This window comes from Janthinobacterium sp. Mn2066, from assembly GCF_049319705.1.
Classification (GTDB): Bacteria; Pseudomonadota; Gammaproteobacteria; order Burkholderiales; family Burkholderiaceae_D; genus Janthinobacterium.
This window is the reverse complement of record NZ_JBMOUF010000009.1, coordinates 28799-47734: the sequence shown is the minus strand read 5'-3', so window position 1 is coordinate 47734 and position 18936 is coordinate 28799. Positions and strand designations below refer to the sequence as shown.

Annotated in this window: 19 protein-coding genes; 14 read left to right on the top strand and 5 right to left on the bottom strand. The window is 61.5% G+C overall.

What is annotated here, in order from left to right:
- The first annotated feature begins 25 nt into the window (after positions 1 to 25).
- Positions 26 to 1108: an aldose epimerase family protein gene (locus tag ACL9RI_RS18315; RefSeq protein ID WP_422727940.1), complete on the top strand. Its 1083-nt coding sequence runs from the start codon at positions 26 to 28 to the stop codon at positions 1106 to 1108.
- Here the strand turns inward: ACL9RI_RS18315 and ACL9RI_RS18310 are convergent, their stop codons facing one another.
- Positions 1109 to 2392 (bottom strand): DUF6445 family protein, encoded by a 1284-nt coding sequence (locus tag ACL9RI_RS18310; protein ID WP_422727939.1) that lies wholly within the window; start codon positions 2390 to 2392, stop codon positions 1109 to 1111.
- 148 nt (positions 2393 to 2540) lie between these two features.
- On the opposite strand from ACL9RI_RS18310, the gene ACL9RI_RS18305 reads away from it, so the two are divergent.
- From ACL9RI_RS18305 to ACL9RI_RS18260, 10 genes are all read left to right on the top strand, one after another.
- Positions 2541 to 3452: a glycerophosphodiester phosphodiesterase gene (locus ACL9RI_RS18305; protein WP_422727938.1), complete on the top strand. Its 912-nt coding sequence runs from the start codon at positions 2541 to 2543 to the stop codon at positions 3450 to 3452.
- Between the two features lie 28 nt (positions 3453 to 3480).
- Positions 3481 to 4068 (top strand): hypothetical protein, encoded by a 588-nt coding sequence (locus ACL9RI_RS18300; RefSeq protein WP_422727937.1) that lies wholly within the window; start codon positions 3481 to 3483, stop codon positions 4066 to 4068.
- A gap of 115 nt (positions 4069 to 4183) precedes the next feature.
- Complete coding sequence (locus ACL9RI_RS18295; RefSeq protein ID WP_422727936.1) at positions 4184 to 5212, top strand: LacI family DNA-binding transcriptional regulator; 1029 nt, start codon at positions 4184 to 4186, stop codon at positions 5210 to 5212.
- Positions 5212 to 6699 (top strand): sugar ABC transporter ATP-binding protein, encoded by a 1488-nt coding sequence (locus ACL9RI_RS18290; RefSeq protein ID WP_422727935.1) that lies wholly within the window; start codon positions 5212 to 5214, stop codon positions 6697 to 6699. Before ACL9RI_RS18295 ends, ACL9RI_RS18290 begins: the two co-directional genes overlap by 1 nt.
- Positions 6680 to 7687 (top strand): ABC transporter permease, encoded by a 1008-nt coding sequence (locus ACL9RI_RS18285; RefSeq protein WP_422727934.1) that lies wholly within the window; start codon positions 6680 to 6682, stop codon positions 7685 to 7687. The genes ACL9RI_RS18290 and ACL9RI_RS18285 overlap by 20 nt, the downstream gene beginning before the upstream one ends.
- A gap of 60 nt (positions 7688 to 7747) precedes the next feature.
- Positions 7748 to 8719 (top strand): substrate-binding domain-containing protein, encoded by a 972-nt coding sequence (locus ACL9RI_RS18280; protein WP_422727933.1) that lies wholly within the window; start codon positions 7748 to 7750, stop codon positions 8717 to 8719.
- A 90-nt stretch (positions 8720 to 8809) separates the two neighbouring features.
- Positions 8810 to 9862, top strand: coding sequence for a sugar phosphate isomerase/epimerase family protein (locus ACL9RI_RS18275; RefSeq protein WP_422727932.1), 1053 nt, complete (start codon positions 8810 to 8812; stop codon positions 9860 to 9862).
- A gap of 10 nt (positions 9863 to 9872) precedes the next feature.
- Complete coding sequence (locus ACL9RI_RS18270) at positions 9873 to 11021, top strand: Gfo/Idh/MocA family protein (RefSeq protein ID WP_422727931.1); 1149 nt, start codon at positions 9873 to 9875, stop codon at positions 11019 to 11021.
- A gap of 16 nt (positions 11022 to 11037) precedes the next feature.
- Positions 11038 to 11325, top strand: a complete 288-nt coding sequence (locus tag ACL9RI_RS18265) for a 2Fe-2S iron-sulfur cluster-binding protein (protein ID WP_422727930.1) — start codon at positions 11038 to 11040, stop codon at positions 11323 to 11325.
- A gap of 123 nt (positions 11326 to 11448) precedes the next feature.
- Positions 11449 to 13128 (top strand): PQQ-binding-like beta-propeller repeat protein, encoded by a 1680-nt coding sequence (locus ACL9RI_RS18260; protein ID WP_422727929.1) that lies wholly within the window; start codon positions 11449 to 11451, stop codon positions 13126 to 13128.
- A gap of 13 nt (positions 13129 to 13141) precedes the next feature.
- Here the strand turns inward: ACL9RI_RS18260 and ACL9RI_RS18255 are convergent, their stop codons facing one another.
- Entirely contained in the window at positions 13142 to 14089 is a 948-nt protein-coding gene (locus ACL9RI_RS18255) for an AraC family transcriptional regulator (protein WP_422727928.1), read from the bottom strand.
- A 128-nt stretch (positions 14090 to 14217) separates the two neighbouring features.
- On the opposite strand from ACL9RI_RS18255, the gene ACL9RI_RS18250 reads away from it, so the two are divergent.
- Positions 14218 to 14760 carry a carboxymuconolactone decarboxylase family protein gene (locus ACL9RI_RS18250; protein WP_422727927.1) on the top strand — a complete coding sequence of 181 codons (543 nt, stop codon included), beginning with the start codon at positions 14218 to 14220 and terminating at the stop codon, positions 14758 to 14760.
- A gap of 247 nt (positions 14761 to 15007) precedes the next feature.
- Here the strand turns inward: ACL9RI_RS18250 and ACL9RI_RS18245 are convergent, their stop codons facing one another.
- On the bottom strand, positions 15008 to 15316 hold the full coding sequence (locus ACL9RI_RS18245) for a hypothetical protein (RefSeq protein ID WP_422727926.1): 309 nt from the start codon (positions 15314 to 15316) through the stop codon (positions 15008 to 15010).
- Between the two features lie 19 nt (positions 15317 to 15335).
- Complete coding sequence (locus ACL9RI_RS18240) at positions 15336 to 15959, bottom strand: TetR/AcrR family transcriptional regulator (protein ID WP_422727925.1); 624 nt, start codon at positions 15957 to 15959, stop codon at positions 15336 to 15338.
- 157 nt (positions 15960 to 16116) lie between these two features.
- Between ACL9RI_RS18240 and ACL9RI_RS18235 the strand changes: the two genes are divergently transcribed.
- Positions 16117 to 17160 carry an MBL fold metallo-hydrolase gene (locus ACL9RI_RS18235; protein WP_422727924.1) on the top strand — a complete coding sequence of 348 codons (1044 nt, stop codon included), beginning with the start codon at positions 16117 to 16119 and terminating at the stop codon, positions 17158 to 17160.
- 1 nt (position 17161) lies between these two features.
- On the opposite strand, the gene ACL9RI_RS18230 is transcribed toward ACL9RI_RS18235, so the two are convergent.
- Positions 17162 to 17485: a hypothetical protein gene (locus tag ACL9RI_RS18230; protein WP_422727923.1), complete on the bottom strand. Its 324-nt coding sequence runs from the start codon at positions 17483 to 17485 to the stop codon at positions 17162 to 17164.
- 436 nt (positions 17486 to 17921) lie between these two features.
- Here ACL9RI_RS18230 and ACL9RI_RS18225 point away from each other — a divergent pair, with 436 nt between their 5' ends.
- Positions 17922 to 18932, top strand: coding sequence for a substrate-binding domain-containing protein (locus ACL9RI_RS18225; RefSeq protein WP_422727922.1), 1011 nt, complete (start codon positions 17922 to 17924; stop codon positions 18930 to 18932).
- Positions 18933 to 18936 lie beyond the last annotated feature (4 nt).

Genomic DNA, 18936 nt, shown 5'->3' with positions numbered 1-18936 from the left:
ATCAACCATCACCTTGTGAGATGCCATGACCCGTGTTGCGACTGCTTCGTCTGTTTCCGTAAGTCACGCCCCGTTCGGGAAATTGCCCGATGGCACGCAGGTGACTGCCTACACCCTGGTCAACCGCCAGGGTCTGCGCATCACTGTGCTGGACCTTGGCGCCATCATCCAGGCCGTGCAGGCGCCAGACCGGCATGGTGTATTCGCCGACGTGGTGCTGGGCTTCGATGGCGTCGCGCCGTATCTGAGCAATAGCTGGTACCTGGGCGCCGTGGTGGGGCGCTTTGCCAACCGCATTGCACGCGGACGCTTCAGCCTCGATGGTCGCGATTACCGCCTGGCCGTGAATAATGGCGTCAATCATTTGCATGGCGGCGAGCAAGGTTTTCACCAGGTAATGTGGGCTGCCGAGCCGTATCAGACAGACGATGCGGCTGGTATCGTGTTCACCCGTAGCAGTCCCGATGGCGAAGATGGGTATCCGGGCCGGCTGGACGTGACCCTGGTCTACGAGTTGAATAATGACAATGCCTTGAGCTTGCGTTATCACGCCGTGGCGGACCAGGCCACGCCCGTCAACCTGACCAATCACAGTTATTTCAACCTGGCGGGGCAGGGCGATATCCTGGGACACGAAGTGATGATCGCCGCCGACCGCTACACGCCCGTCGATGCGGGGTCGATACCCACCGGTGAGTTGGCCCAGGTAGCGGGCACGCCGTTTGACTTGCGCCGCGCCACGGCGGTGGGCGCCGGCATCGATGCAGAGCATGAACAACTGCGTTTTGGGCACGGCTACGATCACAACTTCGTGCTCAATAAACAGGCAGCGTCATCGCTGGACCTGGCGGCCACCGTGCGCGATCCTGCTTCGGGACGGGGGCTGCAGGTGTACACGCAAGCACCTGGTGTGCAGCTGTACACGGGCAATTTCCTTGACGACAGTCAAACGGGCAAGCAGGGGCCGTTGCAACGGCGCGGCGCCCTGTGCCTGGAAACCCAGCATTTTCCGGATTCCCCGAACCAGCCGCATTTTCCTGACTGCATAGTGCGGCCAGGCAAACCGTATCAGACGGAAACGGTGTACCGCTTTACCACCGATGCCTGATCAGTGTGGCGGTTCTTCCGGTACTTCGAAGAAGAACAGCTGCACCAGCCGGCCATTGTCCGGCGTGTCGCCGAAGACCTTGCTGATCGAATGAAAGTAATGTCCCTTGTACACGATCAAGCGGTTGTGGCGCATGGGCACTTCCAGCAAGGCTTGCCAGCTGTCGCGCTGCGCCTGCAACTCATTGAATTTCTGCACCTTGCTGTTGGGCAGCCAGCGCTTTTGGAATTCCTTGAAGCTGGGATAGCCGCCGGCCTTGACCTCGGCTTCCGGCAGGCGCCGCGTCCAGCCGCTGGGACGATGGCGCCAGAAGGTGGTGCCGCCTTCGCATTGTTCCGGCGGGTTCAGGTACAGCACGCCTGCATAAAACTGGAAATTATTGCCCGTTTCGTTATCGACGTGGATATCGGTGCGTGCCGTCGCATCGGCATGGCTGAGGCGATAGGAGGCGTTGTCGGGCGAAATGAAACGGATTGCGCGGCCCAGCGCCGTGGCGATGCGCTCCATGATGTCCTGGCAAGGCTGGCCTTCCGTCTGGCTGCCCGGATAGTTTTGCCCCGCATAACGCTGCGGCGCAAACGGCAGGGTCAGTGCATGGGCACGCCAGGCGGCCGGGTCGGGCAGGAAGTCGTCGATGATGCGCAAATCCGTTTCCAGCAGGAAGTCACGCAAGTCATCGGCCACTTCCAGCGTGGCCAGTGTTTCAGGCCGCTCTGCTTGCGGGCTGGCAAAGCCGATGCGGCAGGCTTGCGCCATCGCCGGATGCAGCGCCAGGCCCGTGGTATAACGGGCCAGCGCCAGTGCCTGCTGGCCCGTGCGGTAATACAGTTCTGCCAGTCCCTGCAGGTTTTGCCAGCGTTCCGGGCGCAGCGCATGGGCGCGCTCCAGTTCGGCGATGGCTTCGGGCAAGCGTTGCTTCGTCAACAGCAATTCGGAATGGACGATGGCGTAATCGTGTTCGCCTGGCGCCAGCCGCGCCGCCGTGGCGTAGCTGGCCAGCGCTGCCTCGCTGTCGGTGGCGCGCAGCACATTGCCCAGGTTGTAGTGGAATAGCGCGTTGTCGGGCTGTTGCTTGAGCGATAGTTTGATCAGCCCGATGCCCATCGCATGCTGGCCCAGTTGCAGCATCGCCAGTCCCTGGCCATGCTGGGCTTCGGCCAGGTGCGGATCGAGCTTGTAGGCTGCCTGGTAAGCGTTGATGGCTTCGATCAGTTTGCCTGCCTGGTGAAGCTGTTGGCCAGTTGCAAGTTGCTGCGCAGCCAATGTGGATGGTTGTTCGCCCATGTGATGGATTCCGCTGGAAGGTGGCGAACAGTGTAACTGAGCCAGCCTGAACCTGCCGAAGATCATGCTGATACTGTCAAATAGATAAACTTTAGGGATTCCCCCAGTCATATGAGAAAATTTCCGCCATGCTTACAGGGATAGAACTATGTTGATCAGCCAGAAAAAAAACAAGGCGGCCGCGCTGGCGCTGCTGTTGAGCATGTTCAGTACGGTGGCCCATGCCGATTGCCTGGGCATGCAGGTGCACGCCCACCGCGGCGCCGGTGATGCGCCGGAAAATTCCCTGGGTGCCCTGCGCAACGCGTATTTTGGCACCTGGGATGGGGTCGAGACGGATCTGCAAGTGCTGGCTGACGGCAACTGGGTGGTGTATCACGACTTGCTGACGGGCAGGGTGGTCGATACGGTCCAGCCGCGCGCCGTCAAGCAGATGGATAGCGATGACTGGCGCGCAGCCCGCATGAAAAACCACGGTGTGTTGACGGCGGAAACGCCGCCTTTCGTGGCCGACATCGCGGACCTGGCCACGGCTTTCCCGGATAAAACCCTGAATGCGGAAATCAGGGATGTGCTGCCTTCGTGTGCACCGGTGGAAACCTTGGTGGCGCAGTTGCGTAGCAACATCAAACATGGCAACTGGTTCTTGACGTCCAGCGTGCCGAACAACCTCGTCTGCGCCCGCCGCGCCGATCCGCAAGGTTATCTGGGCGTGGTCGTGCCCGATGTCCGCCAGGCCCAGGCGGCTGGTGAAAACAAGACCAGCCGCCTTGCCGCGAAGGGCGCCCGCCCGCCCAGGCTGGATAAAGCCTGGCTGCAGCGCATGCAGCAGCAGATCGGCATGCCCCTGGGCGTGCACGTCGATGCGCGCAGCCTCGATGCCAACTCGCATCTGCTGGCCGACGCCGCCACCCTGGACATGCCTGTCTTCGTGTACGGCGCCGATGGCGATTCGGCCCTGGCCGCCTCGCTGCTGCGCGCCCAAAAGCGCAGCCACCGCTGGCCCAGCGGCGTGATACTCAACGGGCCTGCCGATACGTTTTGTGCGATGCTGGAATAAGCGTTGTTCCTGAACTTCAATCACCCCCATGACCATGCAAATCTCGAACCCATCCGCGGCACTCGCCGGCAGCGCCATCGGCGCCATGTTTTTTTCCATTTTCGGCGGCGCCTGGGTAGCGGCCTGGTGCGTGCAAAGCTATGGCGCCCAGCCGCTCAAGGTCTTGCCGATCGCCGCCATCGCCGCTTTCCTGTTCCTGCTGGCCTGGCGCCAGTTCAGCCGCAACCGCGCCGCCCACAAGGCGCAGGAGGATACGCCGGAGGCAAAACGTTCAGGCAAGCTGTTCAACATCATCAACGCGGCCCAGTGGATTGCCATTTTTATCGTCGGCAATGTACTCAAGAATATGGGCTTGCAGGCATGGTTCATTCCCGCTGTTATCCTCATCGTCGGCCTGCATTTCTTTCCACTGGCCTGGCTGTTCAAGGCCCGCCGCCATGTGGCGATCGGCCTGGCGCTGTGCGTGTGGGCCATCGGCTACCCCCTGACCTTGCGCCACGGCCCCGTCAATCCCGGTGGTTGCCTGGGCGCCGGACTGATTTTATGGGTAGCGGCCGTGTCGGCCTTGCGCGCCGGTTTTGCCGTGCAGCAGAAGCCGTTCCAGCCCCACAAGTAAGTCTTTACCGGGGCCTGCAGCAGGCCCGTCCTACCGCATCGCAACATCGATAATGTTTGCATCGCGCGGTGCACTGGCTTATAAATGTAATCGATTACATTTATAAAGACATCGCATGCCGCCCGTCGTTCCGAACCAGCCGCCGCCAGAATCTGCCGTCTCCATCAGCGCCGTTGCCGCGCATGCCGGGGTGTCGGTGGCCACCGTGTCGCGCGTGATGAATGAGCAGAGCGGGGTGCGGGGACCGACGCGCGACAAGGTGCTGGCGTCGGTGGCGGCATTGGGTTATCGCATGAATCACCTGGCGCGCAGCCTGCGCACGGCCGAGAGCCGCATGCTGCTGACCATGGTGCCGGACGTGGGCAATCCGTTTTATGCACAGATCGTGCGCGGCATCGATACGGTGGCGCGCGAACATGGTTATTTCGTGCTGCTGTGCGATACGGGCGCCGATGCGGGCCGCGAACGTTCCTACTTCGATTTGCTGCGCATGCACCGCGCCGATGGCGCCATCTGCCTCGATCCCGATACGGTGCAACATGCCTTGTCGCATGAATCGGCCAGCCTGCCGTGGGTGGCCTGCTGCGAATTCGATCCGGGCGTGGCCGTGCCGTATGTGGGTATCGACAATCACCAGGCGGCGTCCCAGGCGGTCGCGCATTTATTGTCCCGAGGGCACACGCGTATCGGCTTGATCAATTCCGACGAGCGCTACCTGTATGCGCGGCAACGCCAGCAGGGTTACCTGGACACCATGGCGGCGGCCGGCTTGCCCGTGTTGCCGCAATGGCTGCGCACGGTGCAAAGCCTGGATTACGAAGCGGGCAAGCTGGCCACCCTGGAGATGATGGCGCAAGCGAATGCGCCCACGGCCATCTTTGCTGTATCGGACACGCTGGCCATCGGCGTGCTGAGCGCGTTGCGCCAGCTGGGGAAAAGAGTGCCCGAGGACGTGGCCGTGATCGGCTTTGACGATATTGCGATTGCCGCGCAAATCGAGCCGGGCCTGACGACGATTGCGCAGCCGATGCGCGAACTGGGCGAGACGGCGGCGCGGCTGCTGCTGCAGCGCCTGGCGGACCCCGCGGCGCAAGTGCCGGGCGTGTTGTTACACCATCAGCTGGTTTTGCGAGGGAGTGCATAGTGAGCGTTGCTGTCGGTTTTGAAGCTATCTGCAAGGATTTCGGTCCCGTGCGCGTCTTGCACGGCGTAACGTTTACCTTGTCGCCGGGCAGGGTGTATGGCTTGCTCGGCGAAAACGGTGCAGGCAAGTCGACCCTGATGAAAATCCTGGCCGGTTATGAGGCCGTGAGCGAGGGGCAGCTACTGATCGATGGCCAGCCGCAACGTTTCAGCAGTTCGCGCGCGGCGGAGGCCGCCGGCATCGTGCTGATCCACCAGGAATTCAATCTGGCCGAACACTTGACGGTGGCGCAGAACATGTTCCTGGGCCACGAAAAAACGCGGGGCTGGCTGCTGGACGAGGCGGCCATGAATCAGGAAGCATCGCGCTACCTGCGCCAGGTGGGGCTGGACGTATCGCCTGATACCAAGATCCGCGATTTGATCGTGGCAGAGAAACAACTGGTGGAAATCGCCAAGGCCCTGTCGCGCCGCGCCCGCTTCCTGATCATGGATGAACCGACTGCCACCTTGACCTCGTCCGAGACGCAGCGCCTGTTTGCCGTGATGGCGCAGCTGAAGGCCGATGGCGTCACCATCCTCTACATTTCCCACAAGCTCGATGAAGTCGAGCGCAACACGGACGAGGTGATCGTCATGCGCGACGGGCGTTTCGTCACGCGCGAATTGACGGCCAGCCTGACGCGCCAGCAAATGGCCAACCTGATGGTGGGGCGGGAACTGTCGGACATGTTCCCAGCCAAGACCGCCGTGGCGCCAGACGCGCCCGTGCTCTTGAGAGTCGAGGGCTTGTCGGTGCCCGGCTGGGCCAAAGACCTGTCGTTCGAGGTGCGCGCCGGCGAGGTGCTGGGTTTTGCGGGCCTGGTGGGCGCGGGGCGCACGGAATCGTTCGAAGCCGTGCTGGGTTTGCGCCCGCGCAATGCCGGCGTGATCACCTTGAATGGCAAGCCGATCGATATCCGCACGCCCAAACAGGCCATGCAGCATGGCTTGACCTATCTGAGCGAAGACCGCAAGGGCAAGGGGCTGCATGTGAACCTGGGCTTGCGTGAAAACCTCACGATGATGACGATGGAGCGCTATGCCCGCCCGTGGCTGGATGTGAAGGCGGAAAAGGCCGCGCTGGCGACGGCGGTGCAGGATTTCAATATCCGCACGGGCGACCTGGAAAGCCGTGCACGGATGCTGTCGGGCGGCAACCAGCAAAAGCTGGCGCTGGCGAAATACCTGCATTCCGATCCGCGTGTCATCGTGCTCGATGAACCGAGCCGTGGCGTGGACGTGGGCGCCAAGCGCGACATTTACTTTTTGATCCACCGGCTGGCCGCCGAAGGGCGCGCCGTGATCGTGATTTCTTCCGAACTGATTGAATTGATCGGCCTGTGCCACCGCGTCGCGGTGATGCGCGCAGGCAGTTTGCAAACCACGCTCGGCGCCGAGCACCTGACCGAAGAGGAGTTGATTGCCCATGCAACCGGCACGCACTGATACCACTGTGACATCCCTGGCTACACTGGGTGCGCGCATCAAGGGCTTTGGTCCCGTGCTGGGCTTGCTGGCCCTGTGCATCGCGGGCACCTTGCTCAATGGCGATTTCGCCACCGTCGACAATATGATGAACGTGCTCACGCGCACGGCCTTTATCGGCATCATCGCGGTCGGCATGACGTTTGTGATCATTTCCGGCGGCATCGACCTGTCGGTCGGGTCGATGGCGGCGCTGATCGCCGGCTGCATGATTTATTTCATGAACCAGCTGGCGCAGGGCGTGGCGGGCGAGCTGGCGCCGCTGACCATGCTGGTGCTGGGCATCGGCATGGCCCTGGTGCTGGGCGCGGGCTTTGGCCTGATGCATGGCTTGCTGATCAGCAAGGGCAATATCGAGCCGTTCATCGTGACCCTTGGCACCCTGGGTATTTTCCGCGCAGTATTGACGTATCTGGCCGATGGCGGCGCGCTGACCCTGGACGCCACCCTGGCCGATTTATACAGCCCCGTGTATTACACCAGCGTGCTGGGCGCGCCGATCCCGATCTGGATTTTTCTGTGCGTGGCGGCGGCCGGCGCCGTGATTCTGAACCGCACCACCTTTGGCCGCCATGTGCAGGCGATTGGTTCCAACGAGCAAGTGGCGCGCTATGCGGCCATCAATGTCGACAAGGTCAAAATCCTCACCTATATGCTGCTGGGCGTGTGCGTGGGCATCGCTACCGTGCTGTACGTGCCGCGCCTGGGCTCGGCCACGCCCACCACGGGCTTGTTGTGGGAACTCGAAGCGATCGCCGCCGTCGTGGTGGGCGGCACGGCCCTGAAAGGGGGAGAAGGACGCATCATCGGCACCGTGATCGGCGCCATCCTGCTCTCCGTGATCAGCAATATCCTGAATTTGACCAGCATCATCAGCGTCTACCTGAATGCCGCAGTGCAAGGTGTGGTGATCATCGCCGTCGCCTTCCTGCAGCGGGGCCGCAAATAAAAAACAGCGGTCTTCTGAAAGGGCAGCCAACGGGCGCCCACAACCTTGGAGGAGAGCAGCATGAAACGTTTTATTCGTGTAGCAGGGATGGCAGTGCTGGTGATGCAGGCGTGGGCCTTGCCGAACGCGCAGGCGGCAGCGCCTGCCGACAAATTGGTAGTGGGCGTGGCGATTCCTACCGCCACGCACAGCTTTACGTCCGGCATTGTGTGGTGGGCCAACCAGGCCAAGGCGGAACTGGAAAAAGCCCATCCAGGCTTGAAAATCATCGTCAAGACGGCCGCCACCGCACCCGAACAGGCGAACCAGTTGCAGGACATGTTGACCGTCAACAAGATCAACACCCTGGTGATTTTCCCGATTGAATCGGCATCCCTCACGCAGCCGGTGGCGCAAGTGAAAAACAAGGGCGTCTACGTGACGGTGGTCGACCGCGGCCTGACCAATACGGATGCGCAGGATGCGTATATTGCCGGCGACAATACGGCCTTCGGCAAGCTGCCGGCCGAGTACCTGGCCAAGAGCCTGAATGGCAAGGGCAATATCGTGGTGCTGCGCGGCATGCCGACCACCCTGGATAATGAGCGTTTCGACGCCTTCAACAGTGTGATGAAGGGCCACCCTGACATCAAGATTCTCGACGCCAAGTATGGCAACTGGAACCGCGACGATGCCTTCAAGGTCATGCAGGATTATCTGACCCGCTTCAAGCAGATCGACGCCGTCTGGGCGGCCGATGACGACATGGCCATCGGCGTGCAAAAAGCCATCGTGCAAGCCAAGCGCACGGACATCAAGCAAGTGTTCGGCGGCGCGGGCGCGAAGGGCGCCGTGAAAAAAATCATGGACGGTTCCGACCCGCTGATCGTGGCCGATGTATCGTATTCGCCCAAGTTCATGTACGACGCCATCAAGCTGACCACGGAAGCGCGCTTGAAAGGCGAAAAATTGCCGGCCAACACCATCATTCCATCGGTGCTGATTACGCGGGACAATGCCAAGCAGTTTTATTTTCCGAAGTCGCCTTTTTAATTTTTATCAAATGAACCCAAAGGCAAATGCCGGGGTCGGACCCTGAGGATCCGACCCCGGGTTCTGCCCTTGGGTTGAATAAGGAGTTCCATGAAAACCATCCAGGGCCCCGCCATTTTCCTGGCCCAGTTTCTCGGCGAAGAGCCACCGTTCGATACCCTGGAACACCTGGCGCAATGGGCGGCGGGCTTGGGCTACAAGGGCTTGCAATTGCCGACGGCGCCACGGCTGTTTGACCTGGAACAGGCGGCGGCCAGCCAGCAGTATTGCGATGAAGTAATCGCCTTGCTGGCGCGTTATGGCTTGCAGGCCACGGAATTGTCCACGCACCTGCAGGGCCAGCTGATTGCCGTGCATCCGGCGTACGACGCGCTGTTCGACAACTTTGCGCCGGAACAAGTACGCGGTGATCCGGCCGCTCGCACGGCCTGGGCCACGCAGCAATTGCTGTGGGCAGCCACCGCTTCGCAGCGCATGGGTCTGAAGGCGCATGTGACGTTTTCCGGTGCGCTGGCCTGGCCCTATCTGTATCCATGGCCGCAGCGCCCGGCTGGCCTGGTGGAAACGGCGTTTGCCGAGCTGGCCCGGCGCTGGCTGCCCATCCTCGATGCGTTTGACGCGGCTGGCGTGGACTTGTGTTACGAATTGCATCCGGGCGAAGACTTGCATGACGGCGTGACGTTCGAACGTTTTCTGGCCGCCGTGCATGATCATCCGCGCGCATCGATCCTGTATGACCCCAGCCACTTCGTGCTGCAGCAGCTCGATTACCTGGCCTTCATTGACATTTATCATGCGCGCATCAAGGCGTTTCACGTCAAGGATGCGGAATTCCGCCCCAACGGACGCCAGGGCGTATATGGCGGTTATGGCGATTGGCAAGACCGGGCCGGGCGTTTCCGCTCGCTCGGCGATGGGCAGATCGATTTCAAGGCGATCTTTTCCAAGCTGGCGCAATACGATTTTCCGGGCTGGGCCGTGCTGGAGTGGGAATGCTGCCTGAAACACCCGGAAGACGGCGCAGCCGAAGGGGCGCGCTTTATTCAGCAACACATCATCCGCGTGGCCGAACGCGCGTTTGACGATTTCGCTGGCGGCGCCGTGGACCAGGGACAGATCAATCACTTGCTGGGCTTACATTAAGGACACGACGATGCAGCGACGCATACGGCTGGGCATGGTAGGGGGCGGGCAGGGCGCATTCATCGGCGCCGTGCACCGGATTGCGGCGCGCATCGACGACCAGTATGCACTGGTGGCGGGCGCCTTGTCGTCCGATCCGCAGCGCGCCCGCGACAGCGGCGCCGCGCTGCACCTGGCGCCCGAGCGCTGCTACAGCGATTACCGGACCATGGCGCAGGCGGAGGCTGCACGGACCGATGGCATCGAAGCGGTGGCCATCGTCACGCCGAATCACTTGCACTTTCCGGTGGCGACGGCGTTCCTGGAAGCCGGTATCCACGTGATCTGCGACAAGCCGCTGGCCATTTCCCTGGCCGAAGGGCGCGCGCTGGCCGCGCTGGCGCAACGCAAAAACCTGCTGTTCGCGCTGACGCATACCTACAGCGCTTATCCATTGCTGCGCCATGCGCGGGCGATGGTGGAAGCGGGCGAGATCGGCGAGCTGCGGCTGGTGCAGGTCGAGTATTCGCAAGACTGGCTGGCCGACGCGATTGCCGCTGGCGGCATGGCGGAGGGCAACTGGCACAACGATCCGCAAAAGGCCGGTTTTGGCGGCACTTTGCTCGACGTGGGCGTGCATGCGTATCACCTGGCGCAATTCGTCAGCGGCCAGACGCCGCAGCAAGTATTGGCGGAATTGTCGACCTTTGTTCCGCACCGCACCCTGGACGATCACGTGCAGGTGATGCTGCGCTACGCGAATGGCGCGCGCGGCACCCTGTGGGCCAGCCAGGTGGCGACCGGCTGCGAAAACACGGTACGCCTGCGCCTGTTCGGTAGCAAGGCGCAGCTGGACTTTGACCAGGAAGAACCGAACGCATTATGGTTCACGCCGCAGGGCGGCAACCGCCAGCTGCTGCGCCCGGGCCGCGTGCACAGTGACGCTGCCGCGCACGCCACGCGCGTGCCGGCCGGCCACCCGGAAGGGTATCTGGAAGCGTTTGCGCAGCTGTACCTGGATGCGGCGCTGGCCATTCGCGCGCTGCAGGCGGGCTTGCCGGTGCCGTCGGCAGCGCGCTGGCTGCCGACGGCGGACGATGGCGTGGCCGGGCTGGCCTTTGCCGAAGCCGTGCTGCGCAGCCATCGGCAGGGCGCTGCCTGGACCAGCCTCGCCAGCTGATTTGTTACACTGGGGTATGACCTCCCACACCATTACCCTGATGCCGCAAGGCTGGCACTTCACGGCAGACGCCGGCACCACGGTGCTGGCTGCCGCCGAACTGGCCGGCATCCGCCTGCTCAGCTCGTGCCGCAACGGCACTTGCCGCACTTGCCTGTGCCATATGCCCGCCGGCCAGGTGCGCTACACGGTCGACTGGCCCGGCGTCAGTCCCGACGAACGGCTCGACGGTTATATCTTGCCCTGCGTGGCGGTGGCGGAAGCCGATCTCACCTTGCAGGCGCGGGCCGTGCGCCGCGAGTGACAAAAAATAAATAATGACCAGATAGAATATGTGATTTTTTAGAAAGTTTTTCATGGTAGAACGTTTGGGTCTTTGAAATATCGCCGTGTTGGCGTAATAAACAGACCCGACCATGGAAAATACATGATTACACCGATTCAACGCCCGTCCCGTCCCATCGCTTCCTCCCTGGCTTTATTGTCGCTGTTATCGATAGCCGCCTGTGGTGGTGGTGGCGTAGGAGGAGAGCCGCCGAAGCAGGCGCTGAATTTGTCGCAAGTCAATTTAAATTGTGTACAGCAGCCAGGTGAAGCCTGCAGCAATGTGCAGGCAACGGTGATGCTCAATGCGGACGTGACCGATCAGCGTCCCTTATGGGAAGAAAAGCCGGCGGCAGCGGGAAGCAAGGTTTTTGAGGGGGCGAAGCCCATCAAGCAGGCCGATGGTTCGTGGATCATGGATTTCAGCGTCAGGCAGGGCCTGGCTCAGGGGACGTACACGGGCACGGTGGATTTTTCCGTCGCGGTCAGTCCTTTTCCCGGCACGCCCAACTACCAGCCGCGGACGGCCAGTTACAGCATCGTGGTCGCCGGCTTGAAAGGACAACTGAATCCCTTGCAGGCGCTGGCGGGCGCCGGCGATTGGGAAGGCACGAACGGCAATGCCGCCCATACGGGACTGGTCCCGGTCAGCCTCGATGCCAGTAAATTCTCGCGCCGCTGGACGTGGGAATACGATGGCGGCGACAAAATCTACAGCGTCAGCCAGGTCGTGGCCGCGAATGGCCTGGTGTACCTTGCGGTGGAACAGGGCGTCGCGGATGCGCCCTGGTCGGTCAACTATACCTACACCAATACCCTGATGGCCTTGTCGGAGCAGGACAGCACGCTGCAATGGCGTACGGTGCAGACATCGAGCAATGGTTTTAGCGCTCCCGGTGTAGCGGGCCAGCGTCTGGTCATGGCGGAGCCGAAAAACGTGTATACCTTCGATGCCATCAGCGGCGCCAACCTGGCCGCTGTCAAGCAGCCGCAAACAGTGGGCAGCCCTCTGAATTCTTCGGCCCAGATCAGCCCTACTCTGGCGAGTGGCAATGCGTATATCGGTGCTAGCAACAGCGTGACCGGCGTCGATGTGGCAACGGCGCAGAACCTCTGGTCCGGCAGCCTGGGCTTGCCGATACTGACCAGCGTGACCGACTGGACGCCCGTCGTGAATGCCGGCAGCGTGTACAGCAATACGGCAGGCACCTTGCGCGCCTTCGACCGTGCGTCGGGTACGCAGCAATGGAGCCTGGCCGTGCCAGGGCAAGTGCTGGGTGGCCTGAACAAGTCCAGCCTGCGCCAGGCGCCGGTACTGCCCGATGATCACACGGTGCTGCTGCTGAACCAGCGTCCTGCGGCCGGTTTGTCGGCTGACAATAGCCTGAGCCTGGTCGATACGGATAGCCGCCAACTGCGCTGGAGCGTCAATGGCCAGTTCACCACGCAGCCCGTCACAGGGCAAGGCATGGTGTACGTGGGCAACCAGGCCACGGCGTCGCTCGAAGCGCGCAGCCTGGCCACCGGCGCCGTGGTGTGGAGCTGGCCGCTGTCTACCGTGAAGGAAGGGCGTTTTGGCGGCGACCTGATCGTCACCAATAACCTGCTGTTTATCGCCGGCGAAAAGGGCACGTATGCGCTGGACCTGGCGAGCCAGAAAGTGGTCTGGAGCTTCCGTATCGCCGGCAGGCTGGCGCTCTCGCGCAATGGCCTGCTCTACATCAGTACGGTGAATGACGGCGGCAGGGGCGTGGCGCGCCTGACGGCCATTAATCTTCAATAAGCGTCAATCAGCTTCAATCAGCGTCGGCAAGGGACGGGCGCGTGGCCATGGCTGCGCGCCGGTATTGTCCCGGCCCCATGCCGAAGCTGCGCTTGAAGACGCGGTTGAAGGCTGCTTCGGACTGGTAGCCGGCCCGTTCGCCGATTTCGGCCACGGGCCGGTTTTCCTGGCGCAGCCATTGCGCCGCCTGCGCCATGCGCAGTTGCTGCAGCAGCGCAGCCGGCGTGGTGCCCGCCACCTGGCTGAACACGCGGGCGAAGTTGGCGCGCGACATATGGCAGGTAGCGGCCAGGCTGGCCAGGCTCCAGTCCTGTCCCGGCCGGGACAGCATGGCGTGCAGGGCCGCTTGCAGGCGTGGCTCGGCCAATGCGGCAAACAGGCCGGGCGGCTGGTCTGCCTGTGTCAGCCAGGCGCGCATCAGCATGGCGAACAGGGCCGATGCCAGCTGCGCCAGTACCGCCGCCGCGCCGGGCTGCGCCTGCTCCGCTTCCTGCCGCAGCAAGCCCAGCAGCGCTTGCAGACCGGCCAGGCGGGCCTGTCCTTGCGTGCGTATCAGCAAGCACGGCGGCAGCGCCGCCAGCAAGGTCTGCGACGCTAACGGATCCCAGGTAAATTGCCCGCACAAAATGTCGGTGGCTGCGCCGTCGCCATCATTGACGACCGTGCGCAGGGGGCCTGCCGCTGGCGCCTCGTACAAGGGCTGGCTGTCGGCCTGGGGCCCATGCAAATGCAAGGTATGCGCGCTGCCATGGGGAAAAACCAGGATGTCGCCCGCCTGCAAGGCCAGCTCTTGCTGACCGGGCACGTCCAGGCGGGCCTGGCCTTCCAGTATCAAATGATAGGGAGCAATACCCGCGTCGACGGCATCCTGCTGCAGTAGCCAGGGCGCGCCGAAATGGCAGCGCACGTCGAGGGCGGTGCGCATCGGGTACAGGGCCAGCAGGCGGCTAAGACTGTCCATACTATTCCAATGAGACGAAAAAGCAAATTTTAGCGGATATTCAGCATTAAAAAGCAAGGAATGACTGGGTAGACTGTGTTCATGCCTGCACTGTGCAGCGCAGCACAACACTTTGAAAGGATTTCATCATGGCCCGTCTTTTTCAGCAAGCCGTTAGCGAAGCAAGCGGCAAGACCGCACAATTGTTCAGCGCCATCCAGGCCGCCGTCGGCAAGGTGCCCAATGCCTACGCCGACATGGGCAACAATAGTCCGCTGGCGCTGGAAGCGATGCTGGCGCTCGATGGCGCCTTGCGCAAAAGCAGCCTGGCTGCGCGCGAACTGGAAACCATCCGCCTGGCCGTCAGTGAAGTGGCCGGCTGCGATTATTGCCTGGCGGCCCATACCCTGATGGCCAGCAAGCAGGGTATCGACCGGCACGCCAGCGTGGCCTTGCGCAGCGGCGCACCCAGCGGCGATGCCCGTCTCGATGCGCTGGCCGCGTTTGCCCGCAGCCTGGTGACGTCGCGCGGCACGGCCACGATAGAAACGGTCGCGGCCGTCAAGGCGGCTGGCTACAGCGACGCGCAGATCGTCGAGACCTTGCTGGCCATCAGTGCGATTACTTTTACGAATCTGTTTAACCGGGTCAACGATACCAGCGTGGATTTCCCGGCGGCGCCCGAGCTGTAGAATTGGCTCTGTTCTCATTAAATAGGGGAACCTGCCTGCAAAGCTGAGGTCTGACTGTTCAGACCAGCCAAGCAGGGAGGCCATCATGCTGCAAACGCAGTGGCAGGCATGCATCGCGCAGTTCGTGGCATTGTCCCGGCGGCAACGCCTGGACAGCGTAATCATGTTGCGCGGTGCGCCACCCGAACAGGCAGCTGCCGCGCCAACGATCTGCAGCGTTATCGCTGTGTGCCTTGCGGCAAGACCTTTACAGTTTGCCGTCTTGTAAGCGCTGCAGCAACGCCGCCACGCTATCGCCGACAGGCAAGCCGTGGCGGCGCAGCAACTGCACGTGCAGCACCAGGTTTTCCAGCACCAGTTTGGCGGCGACCGCCAGCAAGGTCAGGTTGCGGTCTTCCGGCGTGAAGGTTTCCATCGCATCGGCCATCTCGCACAAATGATTGGCGATCAGGCTGCGCAATTCCTGTTCATCGAAGGGCAGGTCGGCAAAGTCGATGGGGTCCGACAATTCCACTTCCTGCATCAGCACTGCGAGCTGCTCCGGGGTGATCGTCATGCCTGCCTCCTGGGTTGGTTTATGCGGGGTGGGGCGTCACACTGTAGTAGCAAAGAAACATATCGACGGCGATATCCATCACTTCCTGCCGCCGGGCGGCGGTCAGCATGGGTTTGCCCAGGATGATCTGCGGCCAGAAGGCAAAGGTTTTCAGGGGCGCCAGCAGCAGATGCGATACATCATGCATATCGGCCGGCTTCACGCGGCCATCTTTTTGCGCGGCCCGTATCCAGTGGCTGAGGCTGCTTTCCTTTTCATCCATGCGCGCCACCATCGCTTGCGCCCGTTCCGGCGAATGGATGGTTTCAGCCATCGCCACGCGGGCCAGGTCGAGGTAGTGCTCATCGGCCAGCAAGGCCATTTTTTGCTGCACCAGTTCCATCACTTGCGGCCGCAACGGTTGATCCGCCTGGTAGGCCACTGCCGGCTGTGCCGCACTACCTTCCCACATGCGCTGCAAGATTTCTGCAAATAGACTATCTTTGCTGGGGAAATGGTTGTACACGGTGCGCTTGGAAACGGCGGCCGTGGCGGCAATCTTGTCCATGCTGGTCGCATCAAAACCGTTTGCGCGGAACTCGGCGATGGCGGCATCGACGATGGCTACGCGCTTGCGGTCGGTCAAGCGTTGCGGTGAGGACATGGTGGCAAATCTCCTTTGAAAACAATATTTTACACCTCTTGGTTTACTTTGCTGAAAATAGGAACTACACTGTGTAGTGTAAATTACATCTTGTTTTCCAACCACTGGGCACCATATGTTCTTGCACCATATTCTATTTCTGGGAATCCTGATCATCATGAGTTCTTGCACCCTGCGCGCCGAGCCTGCGGCCACCCTTGCTTCGCCCCAGCACCATGAAGGCAAATTCCGCAATCCCGTGCCCATGTTCAAGCTGGGGGCGGCCGATACCGCCAAGCTGATGTGGACTTTCTTCTTCAACAAGCCGGACGGCACCGTGCCGACCAAGGCCGTGCCCGTGCAAGCCCTGACCCAGGCGCAATTGCTGGCCGCACCAGACAATACCCTGTTCCGCCTTGGCCACTCGACCTTGCTGCTGAAACTCAATGGCCAGTTCTTCCTGACCGACCCCGTGTTTTCCGAGCGCGCATCACCGGTGCAGTGGGCCGGACCGAAGCGTTTTCACCAGCCGCCGATCAGCATTGCAGACTTGCCGCCGATCAAGGCCGTGATTCTCTCGCACAACCATTACGACCACCTGGACTATGCCGCCGTGCTGGCACTGGCGGCCAAGACAGAACATTTCGTGGCGCCGCTGGGCGTGGGCGATACCCTGGTGGAGTGGGGCATACCGAAGGAGAAGGTGCAGCAGTTTGACTGGTGGCAAGGCACGACGATTGCTGACGTGAAACTGGTGGCGACACCGTCGCAACACTTCTCGGGCCGTGGCCTGTTTGACGGCAACAAAACCCTGTGGGCATCCTGGGTCATCGAAGCGCCCGAAGTACGCGTGTTCTTCAGCGGCGATTCCGGTTATTTCGATGGCTTCAAGAAAATCGGTGAAAAATATGGTCCGTTTGACCTGACCATGATCGAGACGGGCGCCTACGATAAACAGTGGCCGGACATCCATATGCAGCCGGAAGAAACCTTGCAGGCGCACCTCGACTTACGGGGGAAATGGTTGCTGCCCGTGCATAACGGCACCTTCGATCTGGGCCTGCATGTCTGGCACGAGCCATTCGACCGCATCGCCGGCCTGGCCGAGAAGCAGGGCGTGGACATGACGACGCCAGAGATGGGGGAAGCCCTCAATCTGACGCAGCCGCATCGCGGCGAAAAATGGTGGTTGCCGGTGTTGCAGCAAGAATTGAGCGAATAAACTACGCAGTCACATCGATCAGGCGGCCGATGGTCTGGCCGATGCTGTTGAGCTGCCCGCCCGGTATCTGCGCCGGTTTTGGCGGGACGGGGATCTCGATGGCTCGGTCCAGCTGCGGCTGCTTGATGGCTGGCGTGGCGTCTGCCCGCGCTTGCTGGCTGCTGCGTTCGGTATCGCGCAACTGCTCCTGTTCTTTCACCAGCTGCTGGCGGCTCTGCGCCAGTTGCTCGCTGTCGCGCTGCACCTGGTTTTGTCCCTGCTCGACGCGCCGCTGCGCCGTTGCCAGCGATGCCTGTAGATTGTTGACGGAAGTTAGCGATACCACATTGGTCACCTTAGTAAAGGGTGGGGCGAAAGCGGTCGTGAGCGGCAAGCGCGTGCTGATCGGCGGGAACAGCAGCCTGCTTACTTTACCAAAATCAAGATTAGGATAAATTCTCGCATAGTTCCAGTAAATTGTGCTTTATTGATAATTCTATCGTGCGCAGAAAATATTGCCGTCCTGGTAGCGACGTTTGACAAGTCTTGTGGCGGCAGTAAGTGCCTGCTTCCTTTTCTTGCCTATGAAAACCATTCATGCACGATGGCCCAGCATGTGGCCGCGAGCGTGGTGATCGTCATAAAATGTCCTTTTTCATCGCGTTTAAATCGTTGTTTTCCTACCAATCCACTCGCTGTTGACGCGTGGCTTGTTTGACGAGCTCGGCTATAATCTTGGGCCAGAGTTGGTTTTATTTGTCAGACAGACAGGTAGTTAATACATGAATCTCAAGAGCCTCGCAATTGCCCTCGGCATGTCGAAAACGACAGTCAGCAGGGCGTTGAACGGCTATCCGGAAGTCAATTCCCGCACCCGTGAAATCGTCCTGGCGGCCGCCAAAAAAGTGGGCTACCGGCCCAATCCCCTGGCGCGCAGCCTGGCGGTCGGCCGTACCAATGTGCTGGGGATGATTTATCCCTTGCTGCCTGGCGACCTGGGCGACAGCCTGTTCCTGTCCGTCGTGAATGGCATGTCCGAGGCGGTGGAAGCGGCAAAGATGAGCCTGATCATCGCCCCCGTATCGCAGGCGAATGAACTGGCTTCCTATGAAACCCTGGTGCTGGGCCGCCAGGTCGATGGCCTGGTGGTGTGCCGCACCCAGGTACGCGACGAGCGCATCGCCTATCTGACACGGGTCGGTTTTCCTTTCGTGGCCCAGGGCCGCACGCGCGTCGATGCGCCGTATGCGTATTTTGACTATGACAATGACACCGGCATCGACCTGGCGCTGACGTTCCTGCTGGCGCATGGCCACCAGCGCATCGCCCTGCTCAGTGCGCCGCTGGACTTGCACTTCGCCCTGGAGCGCAAGGAAAGTTTTATGCGTGGCATGACGCAAGCGGGCTTGTTGCCGGACCCCCGCTACATGCTCGACAACACTTTTGACCGGCGCAGCGGTTACCAGGCCATGCAGCAATTGCTGGCGTATTCGCCACGCCCGTCCGCCGTGATCGTCGACAACCATTTGTCCGGCATGGGCGCCGTGCGCGCGCTGATGGATGCCGGCATCGAGATCGGCAAGGAAATCTCCGTGATCGTCTGGGGCAGCCTGGAAGACAGTTTGATCGGCATCAATGTCACCACCATCGACCAGCCCGACCTGCCGCGCGCGGGCGCCAAGATGGTTGAAATGCTGCAAGCCCTGCTGGCCGGCACGCCGCCCGAACAACTGCAGGAAATCTGGCAGCCGGTGCTGTTGCCGGGAGCGACGGTGGGGCGCTGCCTGGATTGATCTG

Excerpts from the sequence above, each read along its gene's own strand:
- ACL9RI_RS18315 (WP_422727940.1), top strand. The coding sequence starts at position 26 with ATGACCCGTGTTGCGACTGCTTCGTCTGTTTCCGTAAGTCACGCCCCG.
- ACL9RI_RS18310 (WP_422727939.1), bottom strand. The coding sequence starts at position 2,392 with ATGGGCGAACAACCATCCACATTGGCTGCGCAGCAACTTGCAACTGGC.
- ACL9RI_RS18305 (WP_422727938.1), top strand. The coding sequence starts at position 2,541 with ATGTTGATCAGCCAGAAAAAAAACAAGGCGGCCGCGCTGGCGCTGCTG.
- ACL9RI_RS18300 (WP_422727937.1), top strand. The coding sequence starts at position 3,481 with ATGACCATGCAAATCTCGAACCCATCCGCGGCACTCGCCGGCAGCGCC.
- ACL9RI_RS18295 (WP_422727936.1), top strand. The coding sequence starts at position 4,184 with ATGCCGCCCGTCGTTCCGAACCAGCCGCCGCCAGAATCTGCCGTCTCC.
- ACL9RI_RS18285 (WP_422727934.1), top strand. The coding sequence starts at position 6,680 with ATGCAACCGGCACGCACTGATACCACTGTGACATCCCTGGCTACACTG.
- ACL9RI_RS18280 (WP_422727933.1), top strand. The coding sequence starts at position 7,748 with ATGAAACGTTTTATTCGTGTAGCAGGGATGGCAGTGCTGGTGATGCAG.
- ACL9RI_RS18275 (WP_422727932.1), top strand. The coding sequence starts at position 8,810 with ATGAAAACCATCCAGGGCCCCGCCATTTTCCTGGCCCAGTTTCTCGGC.
- ACL9RI_RS18270 (WP_422727931.1), top strand. The coding sequence starts at position 9,873 with ATGCAGCGACGCATACGGCTGGGCATGGTAGGGGGCGGGCAGGGCGCA.
- ACL9RI_RS18265 (WP_422727930.1), top strand. The coding sequence starts at position 11,038 with ATGACCTCCCACACCATTACCCTGATGCCGCAAGGCTGGCACTTCACG.
- ACL9RI_RS18260 (WP_422727929.1), top strand. The coding sequence starts at position 11,449 with ATGATTACACCGATTCAACGCCCGTCCCGTCCCATCGCTTCCTCCCTG.
- ACL9RI_RS18255 (WP_422727928.1), bottom strand. The coding sequence starts at position 14,089 with ATGGACAGTCTTAGCCGCCTGCTGGCCCTGTACCCGATGCGCACCGCC.
- ACL9RI_RS18250 (WP_422727927.1), top strand. The coding sequence starts at position 14,218 with ATGGCCCGTCTTTTTCAGCAAGCCGTTAGCGAAGCAAGCGGCAAGACC.
- ACL9RI_RS18245 (WP_422727926.1), bottom strand. The coding sequence starts at position 15,316 with ATGACGATCACCCCGGAGCAGCTCGCAGTGCTGATGCAGGAAGTGGAA.
- ACL9RI_RS18240 (WP_422727925.1), bottom strand. The coding sequence starts at position 15,959 with ATGTCCTCACCGCAACGCTTGACCGACCGCAAGCGCGTAGCCATCGTC.
- ACL9RI_RS18235 (WP_422727924.1), top strand. The coding sequence starts at position 16,117 with ATGAGTTCTTGCACCCTGCGCGCCGAGCCTGCGGCCACCCTTGCTTCG.
- ACL9RI_RS18225 (WP_422727922.1), top strand. The coding sequence starts at position 17,922 with ATGAATCTCAAGAGCCTCGCAATTGCCCTCGGCATGTCGAAAACGACA.